Genomic DNA, 23,599 nt, shown 5'->3' on the forward strand with positions numbered 1-23,599 from the left:
TCGACGGCATACGCCATCGGGCGGGCACGCGCTGCGTCGGCCGGGACGTGCGGGCGCTAGGCTGGGCGCATGTCTGATCGTGTCCTCGCACTCGTCACCGAGGGGGAGGAAGCCGCACGCGAGCTTCCCATGCCGGTGATCGCCTACTTCTTCATCACCTTCGCGCTCTTCCTCGTGGCGCTCGGCATCACGTGGAGCTTCCGCAACACCGCCTACAAGGTGCAGCCGCGGCGGCGCGGCGAGGGCACGCACGGCAGCACGAGCGGATCCGACGGGGCCCACCACTGACCATGCGCCTCGGCGTCATGGGCGGGACGTTCGACCCGATCCACCACGGCCACCTCGTGGCGGCCAGTGAGGTCCAGTCGCGGTTCGACCTCGACGAGGTCGTCTTCGTCCCGACGGGCCAGCCGTGGCAGAAGGCGGACCGGCACGTCTCGCCGGCCGAGGACCGCTACCTCATGACCGTCATCGCGACGGCCTCCAACCCGCGCTTCACCGTCAGCAGGGTCGACATCGACCGGCCCGGGCCGACGTTCACGATCGACACGTTGCGCGACATCAGGACCGAGCGGCCAGACGACGAGCTGTTCTTCATCACCGGCGCCGACGCCCTGGCCGAGATCCTGTCCTGGAAGGACGCCGACCACCTCTTCGAGCTGGCGCACTTCATCGGCGTCACCCGCCCGGGCCACGAGCTGTCGGACAAGGGCCTGCCCGAGCACCGCGTCACGCTGCAGGAGGTGCCGGCCATGGCGATCAGCTCGACCGACTGCCGGGCGCGGGTCGCCGACGGCCAACCGGTCTGGTACCTCGTGCCCGACGGGGTCGTCCAGTACATCAACAAGTACCACCTGTATGCCGCCGACCTGGCGAGCGCAGGCACCGTGCCGACGCACCTGTCGCCGGCACCGCCCCGAGGAGATTCGTGACCGCAGCAGACCATTCCATCCAGCTCGCGAAGGTGGCCGCCCTGGCCTCCGAGGAGAAGCTCGCCGAGAAGGTGGTGGCCATCGACGTGAGCGAGCAGATGCCGCTCACCGACGTGTTCGTCATCGCCTCGGCCCCGTCCGAGCGGCAGGTCGGTGCCATCGTCGACGAGGTCGAGGACCGGCTGCGGGAGCTGGGCAGCAAGCCCATCCGGCGCGAGGGTGAGCGCGAGGGTCGCTGGGTCCTCATCGACTTCGGCGACATCATCGTCCACGTCCAGCACGAGGAGGAGCGCGAGTACTACGCGCTCGAGCGCCTCTGGAAGGACTGCCCCGAGATCGACCTCGAGGCCGTGCAGGCCCCGGCCCGCCCGGGTGCCGACGCCGCGGACGCCGGCGACGAGGCCGTCGAGGTCGACGAGGCGTGACCGCCGCGGGGTCCGTGGCGCCCGTCGGGCCGCGCCGCATCGTCATCGTCCGGCACGCCGAGACCGTCGACAACGCCGCCCGGGTCTGGCAGGGACACAAGGACACCGAGCTGTCCGACCGTGGCCACGAGCAGGTCGAGGCCGCGGCCCCGCACCTCGCCGCCTACGCTCCGGCGCTCATCGTCTCGAGCGACCTCCGGCGCGCGGCCTCGACGGCCGACGCCATCTCGGGCCTCACCGGCATCGGGGTGCGCCTCGACCCGCGGCTGCGTGAGGTGCACGTGGGGGAGTGGCAGGGCCTGCACGCCGACGAGGTGCGCGAGCGCTACCCGGAGGTCATCGCGGCCCTCGACCGCGGCGAGGACACGCCGCGCGGGGTCACCGGGGAGACCCGGGCGCAGGTGGCCGAGCGCGCCGGCGCCGCCCTGCGCGACGTCGCGGGCGAGCTGGAGCCCGGCCAGACGGCCGTCGTCGTCGCGCACGGGGTCTCCGCGCGGGTCGCGACGAGCGCCCTCGTGGGGCTCGACCAGGACGTGTCGGACGCCGTGTTCCGTGGGCTCGACAACTGCCACTGGATCGAGCTCGTCGAGGCCGGCAAGAGCTTCTCCGAGGTGACCCGGTGGCGCATCAGCGGCTGGAACCTCGGGCCCTGGAACGTCTGACCCGAAAGGCCGCCCCCGATTTTGGCTCTCGGCCGGAGACCCGCTATGGTTACGCAGTCGCTTCGACGAGGTGACACCCGCACGGGGCTGTGGCGCAGCTGGTAGCGCACCTGCATGGCATGCAGGGGGTCAGGGGTTCGAGTCCCCTCAGCTCCACCCGACGAAGAAGGACCGGACACCGTGGTGTCTGGTCCTTCTTCGCGTCTGCCGACGGGTGTGGACTCCGTCGCTGCTCAGGCTCGCGGCCGGGACGTGACGACGAAGACGGAGTCGGTGCGCCAGTCGGCCACCGCGGCAGCCGCGACGCTCGGGCCGAGACGCCGGGTCCGGGTGCCCCCGAGCACCCGTTCGAGGTTGGATCGCAGGGCCGGTGGGTCGGCGCTCCTCGTCGTCCCGACCGAAGGGGCAGCGCTCACGTCGAGCTCCTCCTGCTCGAGCGAGCGCGGGTCGAACTCGAGGGTGCTCGTGACGACCATGAGCTGGTCGCGCAACGACACGGTCCCGGCCTCCCACAGCGCGTCGTCGACCTGGCCGACGAGGTCGACGCTCGTCGCCTCGCCGGGTCCCAGCGCGACCGAACCCGCAGGGAACGCGTCGGTGAAGATGCCGTAGGTCTCGGTGAGGTCGAGCAGGGCGGCCCAGAGGGGGGTGGACGAGGCGTTCTCGAGACGGACGGTGAACCGCGGAGGGTCCGTGCCGGCATACGCGATCGGGAGGGTGCCACCGGCGCCCACGGGGCCCGCGCCCGCGTCGACCTCGACCCGGACGGCACCGTCGGGCAGGCGGGTGGCGGGGTTGGTCAGGGCGGACAGGCGCAGCCAGCGCGCCACGCGCTCGAGGGCGAGGATGGTGCGCTCCTCGCGCCCCTCGCCCGCGACGACGGGCACGAGAGGGCGCGTGACTCCCGGGCGGGTGATGACGAAGCCGTCCGGGGTGGCCTCGACGAGGAGGTCCGCGTCGGCCGGTTCGTCACCCTCGACGAGGTCGACGAGCGTCTCGTCGGCGTTGTCGGCGGCCGTGCGCAGGGCGGCCGTGCCGGTGGCGTCGCCGACGACGCCCACGAGCAGCGGCTTGAGCGGGATGGACGTGACGACGGCGCGGTAGACGTACGCCTCGTCGAGCGGGGGGGTCAGGCGGACCAGGCTGCGGTCGGGCAGGACCTTCGTGACGAGCGCCGTCGCGAGCGGGGACCCCGACGTCTCGCCCGTCAAGGGGTAGACGGCCAGCTCGGTCGTGTCGTCACCGATGGGCTCGGGCACGCCGTGCACGGCGCCCGAGTCGATGGACCAGCCGTCCGGCAGCCGGCTCAGGGTGAGGGGGCGCGGGGTGGCCGGGATCGCGCCCCCGAGGAACGGCCGGTCGAGCTCGGTCGCATCCGCGGTCTCGACCTGCGGGTGCTGGTCGGCGACCCGGCTCGTCACGTCGGCCGTCACCATCCGCAGCACGTCCCGGTAGGTGGGCCGTCCGTCGCTGCCGGCCAGAGCGGCCTCGAGCGCCGCCGACAGGGCGCCGCGCTGGCGGCCCAGGACGGTGACCTCCTTCGCCTTCTCCGACGACCGGCACGCGGCGAGCAGGACGTGTCGCCCTGCCGGGGTCCAGCGTGCGCTGCGGGTGGTGCCGGTCGTCGTGCCCTCCAGCCCGACGAACGTCGACGCGGGTCGGGGGCGCAGGTCCGGAGGCGCGAGCCGCACCACCTCGTCGGCGTCACGCGTGCCGTCACCCGAGTGGCAGCAGTCGAGCACGACGAGTGTGTGGCAACCCGACGCCGAGATCGTGTCGAGCAGGCCCGCCAGCTCCTTGTCGGCGAGGTCCCAGCTGCCGGGGGATCGGCTGTCGACGCACACGAGGGTCTCGTTGCGGTGGTCCGGCTCGACCGACCAGAGCTCCTCGGGCGTGCTCTGCTGCGAGCCGTGCCCGCTGTAGTAGAAGAGCGCGACGTCCTGGGCGCCGGCCCGGCCGAGGTGCTCGGTGAGGTGGCTCGTCACGGCGGTCCGCGTGGCCTGGGCATCGGTGAGCACGACGAGGTCGAGCGCGTCCTCGCCGACGCGGCCACGGAGGACCTCGGCGAACTCCGTGACGTCGTTGACGCAGCCCGACAGCGGCGGGATCGGCGTCGGGTAGGCGTCGATCCCGACGAGGAGGGCGACGAGGCGTCCGGCCATGTCAGGAGGCCTCGTCGGCGAGGGTGATGGTCTGCCAGCCGTGCGGGAAGCCCTGCGTCTCCGCGGTGCGGGCGGCGTTCGTGCTCTTCATGGTGCGCAGTCTCCACGCGGCCGGGGAGCTCGTCGCATCGCTGAGGTTGACGTTCATCGAGAAGACCGTGCCGCGGGCGGGTGCCTTCTTCAGCTGCAGGGACGACCACGGCACCCGGGCCTCGAGGTCGTAACCGGTCAGGTTGTCGGCGCGTCCGACGGTGATCTCCGGGTGGCGCGTGCCCGTGGTGAAGGTGCCGCGCCCGGCCGGGTTGATCGAGGCGACGCCGGAGGTGGGGGCGTCGCGCGACAGCCCCACCATGACGTGGACGTCCTGCCCGCGCCGGGTCGTGGCCGCCGGGGCGAGGCTCCGCGCGTCCGGGCCGAACTCGAAGGAGAAGCCGTCCCCGTTGAACCAGGCTGCGGGGGTGGCGAGGTTGACGCTGCGCACGTCCGGGTCGACGACGTGCACCCGCAGGTAGAGCGCACTGCTGTCCCAGACGACCTGCCAGTCGCCCCCGAACTCGCGCTGCGGCGTACCCTGCTGGGCGATGACGTGGGGGATCGAGTGCGAGGGCACGCCGTCCCAGTCGGCGAAGTCCCCGTCGATGGCCGGAGTCGTCGTGGCGCAGCCTGCGACGAACGTCGTCGCCGCGCTGCTCGCGGCCGCGGGCGCCGGCCCGCAGGCGCTCGCGACGTCCGCCGTGGCCCCCTTGAACCACTTCGGCACCTGGGTCATGCCGAGCCAGAAGAGCCCGAAGAGGACGACGAGCCCGATGAGGCTGCGCACGAAGCCGTTGCCCTTGCGGCGCGGGTGCGGGTCGGGCGGCGGGGGCGGGGGAGTGCGGTCGCGCCGGGTGTCCGGCTCGGGCTCGGGGTGTGCTTCCTGTCGGGTCTCCAGCCGGGCCTCCGGCTGGGCCTCGGGCTGGGGGAGCGGCTGGGTGAGCGGCTGGGTGAGCGTCAGCTCGGGCCGTGACCTCGGCGTCGGGCCGTCGTCGCTGGGCGCCGCCTCCGGCCGCACGCGTTCGAGGAGCTGGGTGACGTCCTGGTAGTCGGGGTGCTCGGCCGCGATCTGCTCGAGCATCGGCAGCGCCGTCGCCGGCGCCCGGGCCAGCAGGGCGCCCTTCGCGGCGTCGTAGAGGGACTCGAGCCGGCTCTCGGGCCGCTCGGCCTCGGCGGTCGAGCTCGCGGTGAACGAGAACGGCTGGTCGGCGCCCGACCGCAGCAGCACCGCGGTGCCCCACTCCGAGGCCTCGTCGGAGACGGCCATCGCCTTGCGCACCTCGCAGATTGCGGCGTCGATGCCGAGCCCGCGGGTCAGGAAGTAGTAGAACTCGTGGCTGAAGACGAGCGCCGCCCGGTCGGAGATCTCCGTCTGCATGGCGACGACCGCGGGCAGCCCCTGGCGCACGAGGGCCTGCCCGACCCCCGAGAAGGCGTCGCGCCCTGACGTCCGCGCACCCTCGCACGCGTTGAGCACGGCGAGCTGCATCGTTCGGGCGTCGTGCAGCAGTGTCCCGAGCCGCTCGCCCGAGACCCGGTGCGCCGTGCCGTCGTCGCGCTCGAGGACGAGGACCCCCTCCTGCGCCTGCTGGTCGAAGCCGCCGTGGCCGATGAAGTGGAAGACGTGGAAGTCGTCGAGCAGGGCCCGTTGCAGCGCCGTGAGGGTCGCGTCCTCGAGGACCGTGACCGTGAGCCGGCCGCTCGCGACGAGGTCGCCGGTCGTCGCCGTGAGCAGCTGCCGCTCGCGGTCGACGGCGAGCTCTGGCATGTCGCTCGGGCTCGAGATCATGACGAGGACGCGCAGCGGCGCGTCGACGTGGACGACCGGGGGCCGCTCGAGCGAGTCGAGCAGCCGCACGATCGGGGTCTCCTGCGAGAGCGTGAGGAAGCGGCCGAGCCTCGAGTCGTAGAGGTACTCCCACGGAACCGGGTCGAGGTCGGGCACGGCGTCGAGCCGCAGCCGCAGCCGCAGGTCCTTGCCCTGGCCGGTGGCCGTGGTGAGGCTCTCGCGGAAGGCCCGTCCGACGTCGCCCGACAGCAGCGCGTCGCCGAGCCGGCGGCCGTACTCCTTGACGTCGACGACCCGCGCCTCGGCCGGCACGAGCCGCCTCGAGGACACGCGCGGCGGTCCCACGGCGATCATGAACTGGGCGAGGTCCGTCGCCGCGAAGGGGAGCGTAAAGGGAGCCGACGCCTCGCCCGCGGGCGAGGCGAGGACGTGAGCGGCATACCCCTGGCCCTCACGGGTGACTGCGACGTCGAAGTCGAGATAGTCACGGCTCATGGCGATCCTCTGTTCGCGGGAGCGCGCCTGCACTCGACAGTACGCCGGGGGCGTGCTCCTGATACGCCGTTTCGACCGGGACGCGCCGCTTCGGTAGAATCGTCGCTGAGCGCGCGAGCCGCGCTCGCGGACGAGGGAGCCGTACCCGCACTGCGACAAGACGGCCAGATCGGAACGCCGTGCACTGGCTCGTCCTCATCCTCTCCGGCGCGCTTGAGGCCGTCTGGGCCACCGCGCTCGCCGCGTCCGACGGTTTCCGCCGTCCGCGACCGACCCTCCTCTTCGGCGTCTCGCTCGTGCTGAGCATGGTCGGCCTCGCGTGGGCGATGACCGCCCTCCCCACCGGCACGGCGTATGCCGTGTGGGTCGGGATCGGCGCCGTCGGGACCGTCCTGCTCGCGGTCGCCCGTGGGCAGGAGCGCCTCGGCGCCGCCCGCGCCGCCCTGCTGCTCGTGCTCGTGACCTGCGTCGCCGGGCTCAAGGCGGTGGCGTGATGCCGTGGGTCGTCCTGCTCGCGAGCGCCGTGCTCGAAGCGGTGTGGGCCTCGGCCCTCGCCGCGTCCGAGGGGCTGTCGCGCCCCGTCCCCGCCGCGGTCTTCCTCGTCGCCGGCGCACTCAGCATGGTCGGGCTCGCCCACGCCGTGCGCACCATCCCCATCGGGACGGCGTATGCCGTGTGGACCGGTCTCGGGGCCGCGCTGACCGTGACGTGGGCCATGACGACCGGCGGCGAGGCGTTGTCCGTCGTCAAGGTCGTCCTGCTCACGGGGATCGTCGCTGCCGTCGTGGGCCTCAAGGTCGTCGGGCACGAGCCGGCGAGGACCTCCGTCGCGGACGACCCTCCCGCGGGCTGAGACGCGACGCACGGCTCGCCCGGACATGGGGCGTTTCGGGAGTCGATGTCGCCCCCACTCCCGGTTCGAGGCGGCATCGCCGCGAGCCGGGAGGCCGTGGGCGCTAGGGTCGCGGCCATGGGTACCTGGTGGCTCGAGGCCGTCGGCTGGATCGGATCGGCGATCCTCGTGTGGTCGCTGCTGCAGACGCAGCTGCGGCGGCTCCGGATCATCAACCTCGTCGGCTGCGTCGTCCTCATCGTCTACAACTCGCTCAACCACGTCTGGCCGATGGTCGGGCTCAACGTCGTGCTCGCCGGCATCAACGTCTACTACCTCGCGCAGATGTCCCGTGAGAAGCACGACGCGCGCGTCTACGAGGTGCTCGAGGTCGCCGCCGACGACACGTACCTCCGGCACGTGCTGCGCGTCCACGAGGGCGACATCCGCCGCTACAACCCGCAGTTCGTCCACGACCCGTTCGCCGGCGACCCGTCCTACCTCGTGCTCCGGGGCGACGAGGCCGTCGGCGTCGTCCTCATGCGCGACGCGGGCAAGGACACCGCCCAGCTGCTGCTCGACTGGGTGACCCCGCGCCACCGCGACGTGATGCCGGGCGAGTTCGTCTTCGGTCCGGAGGGGCCGTTCCGCCGGCGTGGGTTCCGACGGGTGCTGACGCCGCCCGGCATGGTGGAGCCCTACTACGAGAGCCTCGGCTTCCACCGCGACGGCGACGCCTACGTGCTGTGACCGCCCGCGGACCGCGGCTGCCACGGGTGCTGTCGTGACGTCCGGCACGCTTCCCGGTCGGCCGCCTGCGGTCGGCCTAGGCTGGAGTCAGGAGCCGCGCAGAGCTCCTGCGCGGCGGCCCGCGAAGGAGCGGTGACCACCATGACCGCGAACCAGCTTCCGGTCGAACCCCACCACGACGTGCCCGACCCGACGGTCGACCGCGCCGTCATCGAGGTGGATCTGCGCGGCAGAGCACTCGGCAGGCTCAAGAAGAAGGCCGACTTCCGCGTCCACCTGCTCATCTACGTGCTCGTCAACGGGATGCTCGTCCTGATCTGGGCCATGACGGGAGCGGGCTTCTTCTGGCCCGTCTTCCCCATCGCCGGCTGGGGCATCGGCGTCGTGGCCAACGCCGTGGATGCCTACGCGGTCGATGAGCCGACCGAGGATCAGATCGAGGACGAGATGGAGCGCCTGAGGCGACGGTGACGGCCGGCCGCGGCAGGGCCCCGGGTCAGGGACGCGGTGACACGGGCTGCGGCGCCGGTGCGGTCGGCGCGCCATCGCTCGGGGCCTGCCCGCCGGCCCGGGGAGCGAGGTCGGCGTGCGTGGGTTCGGCACAACCCGCCAGCGTGATGCAGCCGCCGAGCGTGGCGACGAAGGCCGCTGCCGCCAGCGGACCACGCCCGGGCACGACCTGGTCGCCGAGCAGGAGCGCCCCCACCAGGGCGGGGACGACCGTCTCGGTGGCGAAGGTCAGGGCCGCGACCGTCGTCACCCGGCCTCGGGCCAGGGCCAGGCCGTAGGCGACGGTGGCCAGGACGGCGTGCGCGACGAGGGCCCACGCGACGCCGTCCGTCGCGAGCTGCCAGAACGGTGACGGGATCTCGAGCAGTCGGGCGGCCACCCCGACCCCTCCGAAGCCCAGGCCGGCGGCGACACTGAGCACGACGGCGCCGCGGCGACGGTCATGGTCGATCGTCCCGACCACCAGCAGCAGCGCGACGGCCGCCGCTGCGGCGAGCAGCCACCAGGTCGCTCCCGGCCCTGGCCGCACCGCCGGTCCGGCCGCTGCGGTCAGGGCGATGCCGGTCAGTCCGGCGACGACGACCATGGGGGCGACGACCTCGGCCGTCCCGAGCCGGACCCCGAGCAGGACGACCGACAGGACCGCGGTGACAGCGACCGACGAGGCCACCGCTGACTCGACGAGGAAGAGCGGCAGCGTGCGCAACGCAGCCACGGACGCGAGGAAACCGAGCGCGTCGAGGGCGAGCCCCACGGCATACGGCCATCCCGTCCGCGCCCGGTCGCGCAGCGCGGTGCCGGGCGGCAGTGCCGCGACACGGCGTACGCCCACGGCCTGGAGCACGGTCGCTGCGCCGTAGGCGAGCGCCGCGAGCAGCGCACCGAGAAGTCCGAGCGTCACGCGGCCATGGTCGCAACCGCGGCTGGGAGGTGGCTGCGGGTCAGAGCACCCGCTGGCACTTGCTCATGAAGCGGTCCGGGTCGACGACCGCCCGGTGGAACTCACCCTTGGCGATCTCCTCGCCGTCGGAGTCCTTGACGGTCACGTGGCACACGAGGCGACGTCCGTCGTTGATCGGCTCGGCGCACAGGACCGTGATCTCGGAGCCGACCGCGCTGCCCTTGACGTGCTCGAGCTTGACCATCGTGCCGACCGTCGTGTGGTCGGTGTCGATGTTCGGCTTGCAGACCTGGAAGGCGGCGCTCTCGCACCACGTGATCAGACGCGGTGTCGCGAGGACCTCGAGGTCACCGCTGCCGACCTGCGCGGCCGTGTCATCGGCGGTGACGGTGTGCTTGAACTTGCGCATGGGCATTGGACGAGTCTGGCAGAGAACTGGGCGTACGCCGATTCGTCTCGACAGGTGGGTGGGCGCCTGCCGCGTGTCTGCACGGCCAACCTGAGCCGCGGCTGGGAATCTGGGCTCGTGACCACCCATCTGTGGGTTATCAGCGTGGCGCTCGGGGTGACGGCGCTCATCAACTGGGGCTCCGTCCTGCGCGGCGACCGCGTCGTCGAACGGATCACCAAGCCCCTCGTCGTGCTGCTCCTCATGGGGCTCGCCTGGTCGCTGTACTGGGAGGGCCGGGTGCCGGGCTCACCACCCCTGCTGCCCGTCCTCGTGGCGCTCGCCTTCTGCCTCGTCGGCGACGTCGCGCTGCTGCACGCCACCGAGACGCGCTTCCTCGTCGGGCTCGGCGCCTTCCTCGTCGGCCACGTCGCCTACGTCTGGGCGATCCTCGAGACCGCGGGGGTCGACGGCTTCCCGTGGCCGCTGCTCGTCGCCGTCCCCGCCCTGGTGCTGCTGTACGCGAGGGTCGGGCGGGACATCGTGCGTCACTCGGGGCCGCAGAAGGGGCCGGTGTTCGTCTACCAGCTGGTGCTGTTCGCCCTCGTGCTCACCGCCGCCTGGAAGGGCGACTGGCTGCTGCTGCTCGGGTGCGCGGTCTTCGCGGCCTCCGACACCGTGCTGGGGCACGACCGCTTCGTCCACGAGCGCCGCTGGGCTCCGCTCACGGTCATCGTGACCTACCACGTGGCCCAGACCCTCATCGTCGTCGCCCTCTTCCGCTGACAGCACCCTCCCCATTCCTCGAGTGGCCCGGCCGTCCCACCCGCCCCTCCCGACCCACCGCCGCCCCACCTACCCCGTCGAGTGGCCCCGCCGTCCCAGCGAAAAGACGAGGTATGCCGTCGAGTGGCCCCGTCGTCACACGATGTCCACACCCCCTGGCCGCCCTCCGGGGTTGGTCCACAGGCCATGGCAACCCTGTCCGCCCGCGAGGCCGGTGCGCGCAGGGTGTGATCGTGGTTGGACAGGTGCGAGGCGCGGGCTCAGTCGTGGACGAGGCAGCCGTGGCCGCGCGCGAGGCTCTCATCGCGGAGTGTCGCGCCACCCTCTCGGCCCTTCCCGCCGACAGCGCCTTCTCCCACGTGACCGCCGCTCGGCTCCTCGGCCTTCCGATGTCGTATGCGATGGAGGAGGACGCGCGGCTTCACGTCATGCGCCCGATCGCCAACAACCGAGTGAGACTCCCCGGGATCGCCGGGCATCGCGCCCTTCACGCTCGGCACGTCATCGACGTGGAGGGTGTCCCGGTGGTCGGTCTCGCCGACACCTGGGTCGATCTCGGTGAGATGGTCGGCCGGGGCAAGCCGGTCGGCCTCGACGAGCTTGTGGTGCTCGGGGACGCCTGCGCCACGCGGCTTGACTCCCGGACTCCGCTCATGCAGTCCTGTCTTCGCCGCAACCGTCCCCGTGGCAAGCGCACCTTGCTCGAGGCCTACGAGGAGATCCGAGTCGGTTCCGCCTCGCCGCGCGAGTCGCTGGCCCGGCTCGTCCTGACGCGAGGCGGTCTTCCGGAGCCGCGGTTGAACGAGCCCATCTATGCCTCATGGGATCGCACGGTGCTGCTCGGGGTCGGTGACCTCGTGTGGCGGGTGCCGGCCGTCGACGGGACGGTGGTCAAGGTCGTCGGTGAGTACCAAGGCGAGCTCTACCACTCCGACGAGGACCAGCGGACCGCGGACGGGCACCGACGAGGAGGGTTGGAGGCAGATGGGTGGGACGTGCAAGAGATCTGGAACGCGGATCTGAACGGCTCGCTCTCGCGCCGAGATACGTTGCAGCGGTTCGCCGACGCTCTGCACGTGCCGCACGAGGCGCTGCGGCCGGCGGACGTCGAGGCACGATTCTTCTCCAGGCACGCGATCGACGTCGCGATCCAGCGACAGATGCTGCGCTCCGCCCGCGCCTGACGTCCCGGGCCTGTGACGACGCGGCCACTCGACGGCGCATGGGTGGGTCGGATGTGGCGGGTGGGGCGGCGGGGCCACTCGAGGGGGTGGGCCTCGGGGGCTGCGCTAACCTTGGGCGCATGGCTGGCCTGCTGCTCCTTCCGCAGCCGCGTTGACGAAGGTCGGGACTCCCGACATCAACGCGGCTCCCCTCCTGTGCGAGGGGTTTTCTCTTGCCCAGACCCGAGCAGCGACGAAAGAGAAGACATGAGCGAGCAGAGCAACGACACCCCGTTCCGCTACACCGCGGCGATGGCGCAGCAGATCGAGACCTCCTGGCAGGACCGCTGGGAGGAGGAGGGCACGTTCAACGCGCCCAACCCCGCCGGGCCCTGGGCCGAGCCCGAGAAGGTCGCGGCGCGCGGCGAGAAGCTCATCGTCCTCGACATGTTCCCCTACCCCTCGGGCGTGGGCCTGCACGTCGGGCACCCCCTCGGCTACATCGCGACCGACGTCTACAGCCGCTTCCACCGGATGCTCGGCAAGAACGTCCTGCACGCCCTCGGCTACGACGCGTTCGGCCTGCCCGCGGAGCAGTACGCCGTTCAGACCGGGCAGCACCCTCGGAAGACCACCGAGGAGAACATGACGAACATGAAGCGCCAGCTGCGCCGACTCGGGCTGGGCTTCGACAACCGCCGCACCTTCGCGACGATCGACGACGAGTACTACCGCTGGACGCAGTGGATCTTCCTGCAGATCTGGGACGCGTGGTACGACGTCGACGCCGTGCGCGAGGACGGCGGCCGCGGGAAGGCCCGCCCCATCAGCGAGCTCGTCGAGGAGTTCGAGTCCGGCCGTCGCGCCGTCGTCGACGCCGAGGGCCGCGGCTGGGGCGACCTGTCCGCGACCGAGCGCGCGAGGGTCCTCGAGGGCCACCGCCTCGCCTACACCTCCGAGGCGCCCGTCAACTGGTGCCCCGGACTCGGCACGGTGCTCTCCAACGAGGAGGTCACCAACGAGGGTCGCTCCGAGCGGGGCAACTACCCCGTCTTCCGTCGCAACCTCAGCCAGTGGAAGATGCGGATCACGGCCTACGCGGACCGCCTGGCCGACGACCTCGACGGCGTCGACTGGCCCGAGAAGGTCAAGCTCATGCAGCGCAACTGGATCGGTCGGTCCAAGGGCGCCCGCGTCACCTTCCCCGTCGTCACCGGCACCGGTGAGGACGACGGCCTCGACGTCTTCACGACGCGCCCCGACACGATCTTCGGCGCGACCTTCATGGTCATCGCGCCCGAGCACCCGCTCGTCGACGCGCTCGTCCCGGCCGGTGCGTGGCCCGAGGGCACCAAGGACGTCTGGAAGGGGGCGGACGCCGACGCGACCGCGACCCCCAAGGAGGCCGTGACGGCATACCAGCTCGCGGCGTCGCGCAAGGGTGAGGTCGAGCGACAGACGGAGGGCAAGGACAAGACCGGTGTGTTCACCGGCTCGTGGGCCACGAATCCGTTGACGGGAGAACGCATCCCGGTCTTCATCGCCGACTACGTCCTGATGGGCTACGGCACGGGTGCCATCATGGCCGTGCCCGGCCAGGACACCCGCGACTGGGAGTTCGCCGAGAAGTTCGACATCCCGATCATCCGCACGGTCCAGCCCACGGAGGGCCACCCGGACGACGAGCCGTTCCTCGGCGACGGGGTCGCCATCAACTCCGCCAACGACCGCGTCTCGCTCGACGGCCTGCACGTCGCCGAGGCCAAGGCGCGCATCATCGAGCTCCTCGAGGCCGAGGGGCTCGGCGAGGGCACCATCAGCTACCGCATCCGCGACTGGCTCTTCAGCCGGCAGCGCTACTGGGGCGAGCCGTTCCCCATCATGTTCGACGAGGACGGGGTGGCGTATGCCGTCCCGGACGACGAGCTGCCCCTGACCCTCCCGGACGTGCCGGACTACAGCCCCAAGACGTTCGACCCGGACGACTCCCAGAGCAGCCCCGAGCCGCCGCTGTCCCGCGTGCCCGAGTGGGTCGAGGTGGAGCAGGACCTCGGCGACGGCCGCGGCCTGCGGAAGTTCCGCCGCGAGACGAACACCATGCCCAACTGGGCGGGCTCGTGCTGGTACTACCTGCGCTACCTCGACCCGGCCAACCACGACGCGTTCGTCGACCCGGCCAACGAGGCGTACTGGCTGGGCCGCCACGACACGCCGGTCGCGGGCGCCCCGGCGGGCACGCGCGACCCGGGCGGCGTCGACCTCTACGTCGGCGGCGTCGAGCACGCGGTGCTGCACCTGCTCTACGCCCGCTTCTGGCACAAGGCACTCTTCGACCTCGGCCACGTGCGCAGCGAGGAGCCGTTCCGGAAGTACTTCTCGCAGGGCTACATCCAGGCCTACGCCTTCACCGACAGCCGCGGTCAGTACGTCACGGCGTCGGAGGTCGAGGAGCACCCGGGCAGCCACGGCGCCGAGCCGACCTTCACGTGGCAGGGGCAACCCGTCAACCGGGAGTACGGCAAGATCGGCAAGTCGCTGAAGAACTCCGTGAGTCCCGACGAGATGTACGACGCGTACGGCGCCGACACCTTCCGCGTCTACGAGATGTCGATGGGCCCGCTCGAGCTCTCCAAGCCGTGGGAGATCCGTGCGGTCGTCGGCAGCCAGCGCTTCCTGCAGCGGCTGTGGCGCAACGTGATCGACGAGTCGACCGGTCAGGTGCGGGTCGTCGACGCGCCGCTCGAGCAGACGCTGACGACGCAGCTGCACCAGACGATCGCCGGCGTCCGGGACGACTTCGAGGCCCTGCGCTTCAACACGGCGATCGCCAAGCTCATCGAGCTCAACAACGCCGTGACGAAGCTCGACGCACCCCCGCGCGAGGTCGTCGAGGCGATGGTGCTCATGCTCGCCCCCGTCGCGCCGCACATCGCGGAGGAGATGTGGCAGCGGCTCGGTCACGAGGGAGGGGTGGCCTACGCCGCCTTCCCCCTCAGCGACCCCGCGAAGATCGTGGAGGAGCAGGTCACCTGCGTCATCCAGATCAAGGGCAAGGTGCGCGACCGCGTCGACGTCAGCCCCGACATCTCCGAGGACGACCTCCGCGAGCTGGTGCTCGGTCGTGACAAGGTGAGGGCGGCGACCGAGGGCGGCATCCGCACCGTCATCGTGAGGGCGCCGAAGCTCGTCAACGTCGTCCCGATGTGACCGGCTGCTGACCGACGACGGAAGGAGACGGACGTGACCACGAGGATCGTCACCGACTCGACGGCCTACCTCCCGGGAGAGGTCGTCGAGCGGCACGGGATCGAGGTCGTCCCGCTCCACGTCGTCGTCGGGGGCCGGGACCACGTCGAGGGCCAGGACATCTCGGCCGAGCAGGTCGCGGCCGCCCTGCGCGAGTACACGATCGTGACCACCTCGCGCCCCACCCCTCAGGTCTTCGCCGAGACCTACCAGCGCCTGGCCGACGAGGGCGCCACGGCGATCGTGTCGATCCACCTGTCGGCGCAGATGTCCGGCACCGTCGAGGCGGCCCGCCTGGCGGCGGCCGAGGCCCCGGTCCCGGTGGAGGTCGTCGACAGCGAGACCATCGGGATGGCCATGGGGTTCGCCGTCGTCACCGCCGCCGAGTCGGCCGCCGGCGGCGCCGACGTGCAGGCGGTGCTCGACGCCGTGCACTCGCGGCTCGGCCCCTCCGGCGTCCTCTTCTACGTCGACACCCTCGAGCACCTGCGGCGGGGCGGCCGCATCGGGGCGGCCTCGGCGCTGCTCGGGTCGGCGCTCGCCATCAAGCCCATCCTCGCCGTCCGAGGCGGTCGCATCGTGCCGGTCGAGAAGGTGCGCACGTCGGCGCGCGCCGTGGCCCGCATCGAGGCGATGGTCGTCGAGCAGGTCGAGAAGGGCGGTCATGTCGTCGACATCGCCGTGCACCACCTCGACGCGCCGGCGCGGGCGGAGCAGATCGCGGCCGAGCTGCGGTCCCTCGTCCCTGGCTCCCCGTGGGTCTTCGTCGTCGAGCTCGGGGCCGTCGTCGGTGCCCACGTCGGGCCCGGCACCGTCGCCATCGCGGTGTCACCGCACCCCTGCGAGCCGTTGCCCGAGACCACGGCGCCCGGCGAGGTCTCCGGGTCGTGATCGCCGGCACGCTGCTCGCCTGGGCAGGAGGGGTGGTCGCCGCCTTCCTCGTCGGCTCGCTCAACCCGGCCACCATGATCGCCCGCCTCCTCGGCAAGGACCTCGCCTCCTCCGGGTCGGGCAACCCCGGCGCGACGAACGCCGGCCGCGTGCTCGGACGCAAGTGGGGCGTCGTCGTCGGCGTCCTCGACGTCCTCAAGGGACTCGTCCCCACGGTCGTCGCTGGTCACCTCTTCGGGGCGCACGCGGCATACGCCGTCGGCATTGCCGCGGTGCTCGGTCACATCTGGTCGCCCTTCCTCAAGGGGCGCGGCGGCAAGGGGGTGGCTACGACGCTCGGCGCCATCCTCGGGGTGCACCCGTGGGTGGCCCTGGTCGTCGTCGTGGTCTTCGGCGTCGCCGTCGCCCTCACCCGGTGGGTCGCGGCCGGCTCGATCTTCGGCGCGCTCGCGATGCTCGTCATCGCGGTCCTCATCTGGACGGGTCACGCACCCGGCGATGTGTGGACCGGCTTGTGGCTCATGGCGATCGGGCTGCTCGTCCTCGCTCGACACAAGAACAACGTCATCGGCTGGTGGCGTCAGCGCCACCTCCCCTGAACGGCTTGCCCCATTTCGACCTCTGCGTCCCACGTGTCTCCGGGCAGTCTGCCGCGAACCGCGTACCGCGCCGACCCGACGGCGCTACGTTCGGAGGCGTCCACTCGGGGTCACCGTGACGACCCCGAGGGTCGTCGGGCTAGGAGCTGAGATGACCAGGATGATGCGTCATGCACGGCTGTGGGTGGCAGCAGGGATCGCAGGGACCCTGTTGGTCGGGGGACAGGCAGCAGCCGCTCCAGGGGGAAACGGATGGAACTCGGCCGGCGGGGACCGGCAGAACACGCGGTACGCCGCGAGCGAGACGAAGATCTCACCGGCGACGGTGGCCGGGCTCACCAAGAAGTGGGAGGTCACGACGGGCGGCGACGTCTCGGCCACGCCGGCTGTCGACGGCCAGCAGGTGTACGTCCCTGACTGGATGGGCAACCTCTACGCCGTCAACCGGACGACGGGCGCCATCGTGTGGCAGAAGAAGGTCTCCGACCTGACCGGGGTCCCGGGAGACCTGGCGCGCGCGACGCCCGCCTTCAGCGACACCGCGCTCGTGATCGGTGACCAGGGACCGTTCTTCGGTGGTGGCGGCTGGGTCGTCGCGGTCGACAAGGCCACCGGAAACCTTCTGTGGCGTACCCAGATCGAGACACATCCGGCTGCCGTCATCACGCAGTCGGCGACGATCTTCGACGGCGTCGTCTACGTCGGCACGTCCTCGCAGGAGGAGGCTCGAGCGGCGTTCGGCCTCCCGTGCTGCACGTTCCGCGGCAGTGTCGTGGCGCTGGACCTCGCGTCCGGGGCGGTCCTGTGGAAGACCTACATGACCCCGGGCACGAACTACCCCGGCAACGCGGTCTGGGGCAGCTCGCCTGCGGTCGACACCAAGCGCGGGTCGCTGTACGTCGCGACGGGCAACAACTACGACGCGCCTGCCGACGTCCTGCAGTGCATCACGGACCACCCGGGCGACCCGATCGGTCAGCAGGCGTGCCTCCCGGCTGACGACTACTTCGATGCGATCGTCTCGCTCGACCTGCGTACCGGTGCGGTGAAGTGGGCCACCAGGGCCATGCCGTTCGACACGTGGACGGTGGCCTGCATCTTCGGGCTGCCGAGCTGCCCATCGCCCGCGGGCCCGGACTTCGACTTCGGGCAGGCCCCGGCGCTCTACTCGGTCAAGGTCGAGGGCAAGACGCGTGACCTCCTCGGCGCCGGCCAGAAGAGCGGCACCTACTGGGCGCTCGACCCGAGCACGGGCGGCGTCGTGTGGAAGACCGAGACCGGTCCCGGCGGCACGGCGGGCGGGCTCCAGTGGGGCTCGGCGGTCGACGGCAAGCGCGTCTACACCGCCAACGCCAACAGCAACCTCGTGCCCTACCTGGGCTCGACTGACGGCATCTGGTCGGCCCTCGACGCGACGACCGGCAGGATCATCTGGCAGACCCGTCCGACGTACGGTGGCGGGACCTCCGGCCCGGCCACGACGGCGAACGGCGTCGTGTTCGGGTGCTCCCTCGACGCTCTGGGGCACATGTACGCCCTCAACGCGGCAACCGGCGCGGTCCTCTGGAGCTTCGCGAGCGGCGGCTCGTGCCTCTCCGGTGCGGCCATCTCGAACGGCACCGTCTACTGGGGCTCCGGCTACAGCAACTTCGGCTTCGGCACGCCGAACAACAAGCTGTACGCCTTCGGTCTCTGAGCGCGCAGGCTCGTCCCGCTGTGGTGCCCCCACCACGGCGGGCCGAGCCGCGCCGCAGACCGTTTCCGGGGCAGCCAGCGACTTCGGAGACGGCTCAGGAGTCCTCGGCCACGCCCGTGAGGGCGGCGAGGGCCGCTCGCGTCGTCTCGGCCCGAGGCTCGTCGAGCTCCTCGCGGATCGCGAGGCACGCCTCGAAGCACGCGACAGCCTCGTCGGTGCGCCCTGCGTCGACGAGGAACCGGCCCACGTGGTGCAGCGTGTAGTGCTCGAGGACCCGGTCGCCCGACGTGCGGGCGTGGTCGAGCGCCTCGCGGAAGTGCGCCTCGGCAGCGACGGGCTCGTCCGCGTAGTGCTCGGCGGTCGCGAGCACGAGGAGCGCCCAGCGCAGGGTCTCGCTCCGGCCGGTGTCCCTGGCGACGTCGACCGCCGGACGCGCAAGCGCGATGGCCTCCTGCTCCCGTCCTGCGACGGTGAGTGCCTCGGCGACGTCGACGGCCGCGTCGAGCACCGCTCCGCCGGCACCGTCGTCGGGCGGGGCCTCGACGGCGGAGGCAAGCTCGGTGCGAGCGGCATCGAGGGCGGCATCGTTCTCTTCCGGCGTCCTCGTGAACCGTCCGAAGTGCGGCTCCCCGACGACGAACCTGGACCCACTCATGGCAACACGCTACCGACCGGGCGGGCCCCGTCCGCGGTCCGGCGCCGCGCGCAGCGGTGGGCGGTCAGCGTGCCCCGCCACACGGCATACGCACGCTGTGGTGAAGGCTCAGAAGACGATGGTGCGACGCCCCGAGAGGAAGACGCGGGACTCGGCGTGGTCGCGGACCGCGCGGGAGAGGACCCGTCGCTCGACGTCGCGCCCGATGGCGACGAGCCGCTCCGGCGACTCGGCGTGGGTGACGCGGACGACGTCCTGCTCGATGATCGGCCCCTCGTCGAGGTCGGCCGTGACGTAGTGCGCCGAGGCCCCGATGAGCTTGACACCACGGTCGTGCGCCTGGTGGTAGGGCTTGGCGCCCTTGAAGCCCGGCAGGAACGAGTGGTGGATGTTGATGGCCCGGCCCTCGAGGGCGCGGCACAGGTCGTCGCTGAGGATCTGCATGTAGCGGGCGAGGACGACGAGGCCGACATCCTCCCCCTCGACGAGACGGAGCAGCTCGGCCTCGGCGTCGGCCTTGGTGTCCTTCGTGACGGGGACGACCGTGAAGGGCAGGCCGTAGTACTCGACCAGCCCGCGGCAGTCCTCGTGGTTGCTGACGACCCCGACGATGTCGATGGGCAGGTCGCCGGACTTCCAGCGGTAGAGCAGGTCGAGGAGGCAGTGGTCGAACTTGCTGACGAGGATGACCGTGCGGCAGTGCTCGGCGTCGGGCCGGGCCGCGAGGTGGTGGTGCGCGATGGCGGGGCTCTCGCGGATCGCGGCCAGGACCTGCTCGACCTCGTGCGCCTCGGCGTCGAAGACGGTGCGCATGAAGAAGAGGTCGGTGTCCTCGTCGGAGTACTGCTGGTTCTCCACGATGTTCGCGTCGACGGCGAGCAGTGCCGCGGACACCGCGGCGACGATGCCGGGCCGGTCGTCGCAGGTGAGGGTCATGATGTGCCGAGCCATTGGAGCAGTCTGGACCAGCCGGGCGCGGCGGCGTGAATCGACGCGCGGGCCGTCTCGGGGCGTGGCCGTCCACACCCCCCTGCGGCGGGAGCGGGTTGTCCCCAGCGGGTGCTCGGGCACGGGCGGGTGGACGACCGGCTCCTAGCGTCGGGGTATGCCGTTCCGACCCGCCCAGAGACCGCCGGACCTCGAGCGTGTGGCCCGGGTCCTGGCGTCGGGGTCGAGCAGGTCGGTCGGCGGCGAGGACGCGGACCCGGCTCCTCGGCCGGCTGAGGGGGCCGGTGGCTGGGTGCCGCTCGCTCCCGGTGCGGGTTCTGCGGGTGGTCCGGTCGGGTCGGCCGTGCGCAGGCTGACGCAGCGGGCCACCGAGGACGACGAGGTGGCTCGCCTCGATGCCGACCTGCGCCGGGCCCGTCGGCCTGGCGTGCTCACGGTCCCGGACGAGCTGCGCAGCGGGCGGCGCGGCGTGAGCAGCGCGGCGGTCGTGTCGTTGCTGGCCCTCGTCGTGGCCGTCGGCTGTGTCTTCGTCCTGCGCGTGCTGTGGGCCGAACGGTCGGCGTCGGCGCCGGACGTCGCTCCCGGACCGTCGAGATCGGTCCAGCTCGTCGGCGGGACGGCGGCTGCGGCGGCGACGGTCCCGGGGCTGGGCGCGGGGACGGGCACGGGCGCGACGGCCGGCCCGGGGGCCTCCGGTTCGCCGGGGTCACCCGCCCCGACCGCCGGCGCCGAGCTGGTCGTGCACGTCGTCGGGCAGGTCGTGCGGCCGGGCCTCGTGCGGCTCCGGCCGGGGGCGCGCGTCGCCGATGCGATCAGCGCAGCCGGTGGCACGCGGGACGGTGCGGACGTCGCAGCCCTCAACCTCGCGCGGCTCGTCGTCGACGGCGAGCAGATCCGGGTGCCCAGGCCGGGGGAGTCGCCTGCCGCGGTCGGCGGAGGGGGGCCCGGCGGCCCGGGCACAGGGAGTAGCGGTGGAGGTTCTGGCTCGTCCGGTGGCTCGGGTGCCCCGGTCAGCCTCAACACGGCGGACGTCGCGGCCCTCGACACCCTGCCCGGTGTCGGCCCGGTGCTCGCGCAACGGATCATCGACTGGCGCACCGAGCACGGCCGCTTCACCTCGGTCGACGAGCTGGGGGAGGTGAGCGGCATCGGCGACAAGCTCATGGCGCAGCTGCGCCCGAAGGTGACGCTGTGACGCCCCGGGCACCTGCTCCGCCGACGGAGCGCGTGCAGGCGCCGCGCGGCCCGTCACTCGTCGTCCTGACCGGTCGGGAGACGGTGCGTCGGGTTCGTCCGCGCACGTCGCGCCGCCTCGACCTGCGTCTGCTCGTGCCCGTGGCAGTCGTCTGGCCCGTCGTCGCCTTCTGGGGGCTCGTCGGCCCCATCTGGCTCGTGGCCACGGTCGCGCTCACGGCGCTCGCGACGGGTGTCCTCTCGGCCGTGGTCGGAACGGCCGGGACCGGCGGGACGGCCGGTCGTCTGGCCCGGGACACGCGGGCGCGCCGGCCGAGCGTGCGCGCCCGAGGGCGCGCCGCAGCCCTTCGCGACCTCGCGGCGCTGTGTGCCGTGCTGGCCCTGCTCCTCGGCGCGGCGGTCGGCCACCGGGCGGTCAGGACCGCGGGCCCGGTCGGCGACCTCGCCACCGACCGCGCCGTGGTCACGGTCCGGGCCACGGTCGCGGGTGATCCCCGGGCGGTTCGCAACGGGTCCGGCGGAACCGCCGGGGGCCAGGACCGTGCGCGCGCTCCCTCCGTCAGCGTCGTGCGCCTCGACGTGACCCAGGTCGCGGGCCGGGGCCGGAGCTCGATGGTGACCGCTCCCGTGCTCGTCGTCGGTCGGGGAACGCAGTGGTCCACGCTGCGCTGGCACGACGAGGTCGAGGCCGTCCTCCGGCTCGGGCCGGCCGAGCCGGGTGACGACGTCGTCGCGGTCGCAACGCCGAAAGGAGCCGTGCGCGTCGTCGGGGGAGCGGGTGGGGTCTTCGCGGCCGCCGACGCCGTGCGCCAGCGCTTCCGTTCGGCCACCGACGCCCTCTGGCCCGACGCGCGCGGGCTGGTCCCGGCGCTCGTCGTCGGAGACACGTCGCAGACCCCGCCCGACCTCACCGCGGCCATGCTCGCGACGGGCCTCAGTCATCTCAGCGCCGTGTCCGGCAGCAACGTCACCTTCGTGCTCGCCGCGGTCGTCTGGCTCTGCGGGCTCGTCGGCGTCCGTCGGCGCTGGCGACCTCCGGTGGCGGCTCTGGGCCTGCTCGGCTTCGTCATCCTGGCGCGCCCCGAACCCAGCGTCGTGCGAGCAGCCGTCATGGGCCTCGTCGGGCTGCTCGCCCTGTCGACGTCGCGGCGCCGGGCCGGCATCCCGGCCCTGTCGGCGGCGATCGTCGTGCTGCTCGTGTGGGACCCGTGGCTCTCCCGCTCGTTCGGCTTCGCACTGTCGAGCATCGCGACCCTCGGCCTGCTGGTCCTCGCCCGGCCATGGGGTCGCACCATCTCGCGGAGGCTGCCCGACCGCCTCAAGCCGCTGGGACCCGTCCTCGCGATCCCGATCGCAGCCCAGGCCGTCTGTGCCCCCGTCGTCGTGCCCCTGCAGGGGAGCGTGTCGGTCGTCGCGGTGCTCGCCAACCTCCTCGCAGCACCCTTCGTCGCGCCGACGACCGTCGTCGGAGTCGGCGTCGCGCTCGTGTCGGTCGTCTGGGTCCAGGGTGCATCCTGGCTCGCCTGGGTGGCGGCCCTGCCCGCGCAGGCCATCGCAGCGGTGGCCCGCTGGTGCGCGGAGCTGCCCTTCGGGAGCATCGCCTGGGGTGACTCGGCCGAGGCGGCGGTCCTGCTCGCGGTCCTCACCGCCGCCGTGGTCGCCGCGGCGCCGTGGGCGTGGTTCCGCACGCGGCACCGACCGACGGTGGCCGTCGCCGTGGTCGTCCTCGCGGTGGGCTTCGCTGCGCCGACCACCCCGATCGCCTGGCCCCCACCGGGGTGGGCCGTCATCGTCTGCGACGTCGGGCAGGGCGACGGACTGGTGGTCGACAACGGCGGCGGCCACGTCGTCGTCATCGACACCGGGCCCGACCCGGAGCCGATGAGGGCGTGCCTCGACCGCATCGGCGTGACCGCCGTCGACCTCGTCGTGCTGACGCACTACCACGCCGACCACGTCGGCGGCCTGCCCGCCGTGCTCGAGCGGCCGGTCGCCGAGATCAGGGCCTCGCCCGTGCTCGACCCTCCCGCCGAGGCAGCCCGCGTGGCCCGGCTCGCGGCAGCCGGACGCATACCGCTGGGCGAGCTACGCGCGGGGGAGCGCTTCACCGTCGGCGCGGTCAGCGCCGACGTCTGGTGGCCCGCGCGGCGCATCGACGCGGGGTCGGTCCCCAACAACGGCTCGGTCGTGCTGACCATGCACGTGCACGGTCTGACCGTGCTGCTGGCGGGCGACATCGAGCGTGAGGCCGCGGCCCAGGTGCTGCACGAGTCGCAGCTCGACCCGCAGCGCTGGGGCCGCATCGACGTGCTCAAGGTGGCGCACCACGGGTCGAGCAACCGTGACGACCGCATCCTCGACCAGGTCGACGGACGCGTGGCGCTCATCAGCGTCGGGAAGGGCAACGACTACGGCCACCCGGCGCCGGCCACGATGAAGGCGCTGCAGGAGCGAGGGTTCGAGGTGCACCGCACCGACCTCGAGGGCGACGTCGCGGTCGTGACCGACGGGGACGAGGTCCAGGCGGTCTCCGGGTGACGCG

22 protein-coding genes, 1 tRNA gene and 1 riboswitch are annotated in these 23,599 nt (G+C 72.4%); of the genes, 17 read left to right on the plus strand and 6 right to left on the minus strand.

What is annotated here, in order from left to right; genetic code table 11:
- The first annotated feature begins 69 nt into the window (after positions 1-69).
- From ASG96_RS16010 to ASG96_RS16030, 5 genes are all read left to right on the plus strand, one after another.
- Positions 70-288: a hypothetical protein gene (locus ASG96_RS16010; protein WP_056759309.1), complete on the plus strand. Its 219-nt coding sequence runs from the start codon at positions 70-72 to the stop codon at positions 286-288.
- 17 nt (positions 289-305) lie between these two features.
- On the plus strand, positions 306-932 hold the full coding sequence (gene nadD, locus ASG96_RS16015; protein ID WP_235506770.1) for a nicotinate-nucleotide adenylyltransferase: 627 nt from the start codon (positions 306-308) through the stop codon (positions 930-932).
- Positions 929-1,357, plus strand: coding sequence for a ribosome silencing factor (rsfS, locus tag ASG96_RS16020; RefSeq protein WP_057588563.1), 429 nt, complete (start codon positions 929-931; stop codon positions 1,355-1,357). Before nadD ends, rsfS begins: the two co-directional genes overlap by 4 nt.
- Positions 1,354-2,019 (plus strand): histidine phosphatase family protein, encoded by a 666-nt coding sequence (locus ASG96_RS16025; protein ID WP_057588564.1) that lies wholly within the window; start codon positions 1,354-1,356, stop codon positions 2,017-2,019. Before rsfS ends, ASG96_RS16025 begins: the two co-directional genes overlap by 4 nt.
- An 83-nt stretch (positions 2,020-2,102) precedes the next feature.
- Positions 2,103-2,175, plus strand: a tRNA-Ala gene (locus ASG96_RS16030).
- Between the two features lie 77 nt (positions 2,176-2,252).
- Here ASG96_RS16030 and ASG96_RS16035 read toward each other — a convergent pair.
- Both ASG96_RS16035 and ASG96_RS16040 read right to left on the minus strand, forming a co-directional pair.
- Entirely contained in the window at positions 2,253-4,181 is a 1,929-nt protein-coding gene (locus ASG96_RS16035; RefSeq protein WP_057588565.1) for a caspase family protein, read from the minus strand.
- A 1-nt stretch (position 4,182) separates the two neighbouring features.
- Positions 4,183-6,498, minus strand: coding sequence for a CHAT domain-containing protein (locus ASG96_RS16040; protein ID WP_057588566.1), 2,316 nt, complete (start codon positions 6,496-6,498; stop codon positions 4,183-4,185).
- A 104-nt stretch (positions 6,499-6,602) separates the two neighbouring features.
- Positions 6,603-6,667, plus strand: a riboswitch (guanidine-III (ykkC-III) riboswitch).
- A 10-nt stretch (positions 6,668-6,677) separates the two neighbouring features.
- On the opposite strand from ASG96_RS16040, the gene ASG96_RS16045 reads away from it, so the two are divergent.
- The 4 genes from ASG96_RS16045 to ASG96_RS16060 all read left to right on the plus strand — a co-directional run bounded on the left by ASG96_RS16045 (position 6,678) and on the right by ASG96_RS16060 (position 8,551).
- A complete protein-coding gene (locus ASG96_RS16045; protein WP_056759298.1) occupies positions 6,678-6,992 on the plus strand; it encodes a multidrug efflux SMR transporter in 315 nt (104 codons plus the stop codon).
- Positions 6,992-7,351, plus strand: a complete 360-nt coding sequence (locus tag ASG96_RS16050; protein ID WP_056759296.1) for a multidrug efflux SMR transporter — start codon at positions 6,992-6,994, stop codon at positions 7,349-7,351. The genes ASG96_RS16045 and ASG96_RS16050 overlap by 1 nt, the downstream gene beginning before the upstream one ends.
- A 117-nt stretch (positions 7,352-7,468) precedes the next feature.
- A complete protein-coding gene (locus tag ASG96_RS16055; RefSeq protein WP_057588567.1) occupies positions 7,469-8,080 on the plus strand; it encodes a YgjV family protein in 612 nt (203 codons plus the stop codon).
- Between the two features lie 141 nt (positions 8,081-8,221).
- Positions 8,222-8,551: a 2TM domain-containing protein gene (locus ASG96_RS16060; protein ID WP_235509187.1), complete on the plus strand. Its 330-nt coding sequence runs from the start codon at positions 8,222-8,224 to the stop codon at positions 8,549-8,551.
- 25 nt (positions 8,552-8,576) lie between these two features.
- Here ASG96_RS16060 and ASG96_RS16065 read toward each other — a convergent pair whose 3' ends face one another.
- On the minus strand, positions 8,577-9,491 hold the full coding sequence (locus ASG96_RS16065) for a hypothetical protein (protein ID WP_057588569.1): 915 nt from the start codon (positions 9,489-9,491) through the stop codon (positions 8,577-8,579).
- 40 nt (positions 9,492-9,531) lie between these two features.
- Positions 9,532-9,906, minus strand: a complete 375-nt coding sequence (locus ASG96_RS16070) for a thioesterase family protein (RefSeq protein WP_056759289.1) — start codon at positions 9,904-9,906, stop codon at positions 9,532-9,534.
- 111 nt (positions 9,907-10,017) lie between these two features.
- Between ASG96_RS16070 and ASG96_RS16075 the strand changes: the two genes are divergently transcribed.
- The 6 genes from ASG96_RS16075 (at position 10,018) to ASG96_RS16100 (ending at position 18,260) form a co-directional block, all read left to right on the plus strand.
- Entirely contained in the window at positions 10,018-10,665 is a 648-nt protein-coding gene (locus ASG96_RS16075; protein ID WP_157610923.1) for a lysoplasmalogenase, read from the plus strand.
- 266 nt (positions 10,666-10,931) lie between these two features.
- Positions 10,932-11,849, plus strand: coding sequence for a hypothetical protein (locus ASG96_RS16080; protein WP_235509188.1), 918 nt, complete (start codon positions 10,932-10,934; stop codon positions 11,847-11,849).
- A 246-nt stretch (positions 11,850-12,095) separates the two neighbouring features.
- Positions 12,096-15,035 (plus strand): leucine--tRNA ligase, encoded by a 2,940-nt coding sequence (gene leuS, locus ASG96_RS16085; RefSeq protein WP_057588571.1) that lies wholly within the window; start codon positions 12,096-12,098, stop codon positions 15,033-15,035.
- A gap of 33 nt (positions 15,036-15,068) precedes the next feature.
- A complete protein-coding gene (locus tag ASG96_RS16090) occupies positions 15,069-15,965 on the plus strand; it encodes a DegV family protein (protein ID WP_057588572.1) in 897 nt (298 codons plus the stop codon).
- Positions 15,962-16,564: a glycerol-3-phosphate 1-O-acyltransferase PlsY gene (gene plsY, locus ASG96_RS16095; protein ID WP_057588573.1), complete on the plus strand. Its 603-nt coding sequence runs from the start codon at positions 15,962-15,964 to the stop codon at positions 16,562-16,564. The genes ASG96_RS16090 and plsY overlap by 4 nt, the downstream gene beginning before the upstream one ends.
- A 151-nt stretch (positions 16,565-16,715) precedes the next feature.
- Positions 16,716-18,260 (plus strand): PQQ-binding-like beta-propeller repeat protein, encoded by a 1,545-nt coding sequence (locus tag ASG96_RS16100; RefSeq protein ID WP_056759274.1) that lies wholly within the window; start codon positions 16,716-16,718, stop codon positions 18,258-18,260.
- Positions 18,261-18,354: 94 nt separating this feature from the next.
- On the opposite strand, the gene ASG96_RS16105 is transcribed toward ASG96_RS16100, so the two are convergent.
- Positions 18,355-18,915 carry a tetratricopeptide repeat protein gene (locus tag ASG96_RS16105; protein ID WP_057588574.1) on the minus strand — a complete coding sequence of 187 codons (561 nt, stop codon included), beginning with the start codon at positions 18,913-18,915 and terminating at the stop codon, positions 18,355-18,357.
- Between the two features lie 108 nt (positions 18,916-19,023).
- Positions 19,024-19,866: a formyltetrahydrofolate deformylase gene (gene purU / locus ASG96_RS16110; protein ID WP_057588575.1), complete on the minus strand. Its 843-nt coding sequence runs from the start codon at positions 19,864-19,866 to the stop codon at positions 19,024-19,026.
- A gap of 154 nt (positions 19,867-20,020) precedes the next feature.
- Between purU and ASG96_RS23840 the strand changes: the two genes are divergently transcribed.
- Positions 20,021-21,058 carry a ComEA family DNA-binding protein gene (locus ASG96_RS23840; RefSeq protein WP_082591823.1) on the plus strand — a complete coding sequence of 346 codons (1,038 nt, stop codon included), beginning with the start codon at positions 20,021-20,023 and terminating at the stop codon, positions 21,056-21,058.
- Positions 21,055-23,595 (plus strand): ComEC/Rec2 family competence protein, encoded by a 2,541-nt coding sequence (locus ASG96_RS16120; RefSeq protein WP_235509189.1) that lies wholly within the window; start codon positions 21,055-21,057, stop codon positions 23,593-23,595. Before ASG96_RS23840 ends, ASG96_RS16120 begins: the two co-directional genes overlap by 4 nt.
- Positions 23,596-23,599: the final 4 nt, after the last annotated feature.

Source organism: Terrabacter sp. Soil810, assembly GCF_001429645.1.
Classification (GTDB): domain Bacteria; phylum Actinomycetota; class Actinomycetes; order Actinomycetales; family Dermatophilaceae; genus Terrabacter.

Coding starts and splice junctions, on each gene's coding strand:
- ASG96_RS16010 (WP_056759309.1), top strand. CDS start 70: ATGTCTGATCGTGTCCTCGCACTCGTCACCGAGGGGGAGGAAGCCGCA.
- nadD (WP_235506770.1), top strand. CDS start 306: ATGGGCGGGACGTTCGACCCGATCCACCACGGCCACCTCGTGGCGGCC.
- ASG96_RS16035 (WP_057588565.1), bottom strand. CDS start 4,181: ATGGCCGGACGCCTCGTCGCCCTCCTCGTCGGGATCGACGCCTACCCG.
- ASG96_RS16040 (WP_057588566.1), bottom strand. CDS start 6,498: ATGAGCCGTGACTATCTCGACTTCGACGTCGCAGTCACCCGTGAGGGC.
- ASG96_RS16050 (WP_056759296.1), top strand. CDS start 6,992: ATGCCGTGGGTCGTCCTGCTCGCGAGCGCCGTGCTCGAAGCGGTGTGG.
- ASG96_RS16055 (WP_057588567.1), top strand. CDS start 7,469: ATGGGTACCTGGTGGCTCGAGGCCGTCGGCTGGATCGGATCGGCGATC.
- ASG96_RS16060 (WP_235509187.1), top strand. CDS start 8,222: ATGACCGCGAACCAGCTTCCGGTCGAACCCCACCACGACGTGCCCGAC.
- ASG96_RS16070 (WP_056759289.1), bottom strand. CDS start 9,906: ATGCCCATGCGCAAGTTCAAGCACACCGTCACCGCCGATGACACGGCC.
- leuS (WP_057588571.1), top strand. CDS start 12,096: ATGAGCGAGCAGAGCAACGACACCCCGTTCCGCTACACCGCGGCGATG.
- ASG96_RS16100 (WP_056759274.1), top strand. CDS start 16,716: ATGACCAGGATGATGCGTCATGCACGGCTGTGGGTGGCAGCAGGGATC.
- ASG96_RS16105 (WP_057588574.1), bottom strand. CDS start 18,915: ATGAGTGGGTCCAGGTTCGTCGTCGGGGAGCCGCACTTCGGACGGTTC.
- purU (WP_057588575.1), bottom strand. CDS start 19,866: ATGGCTCGGCACATCATGACCCTCACCTGCGACGACCGGCCCGGCATC.
- ASG96_RS23840 (WP_082591823.1), top strand. CDS start 20,021: ATGCCGTTCCGACCCGCCCAGAGACCGCCGGACCTCGAGCGTGTGGCC.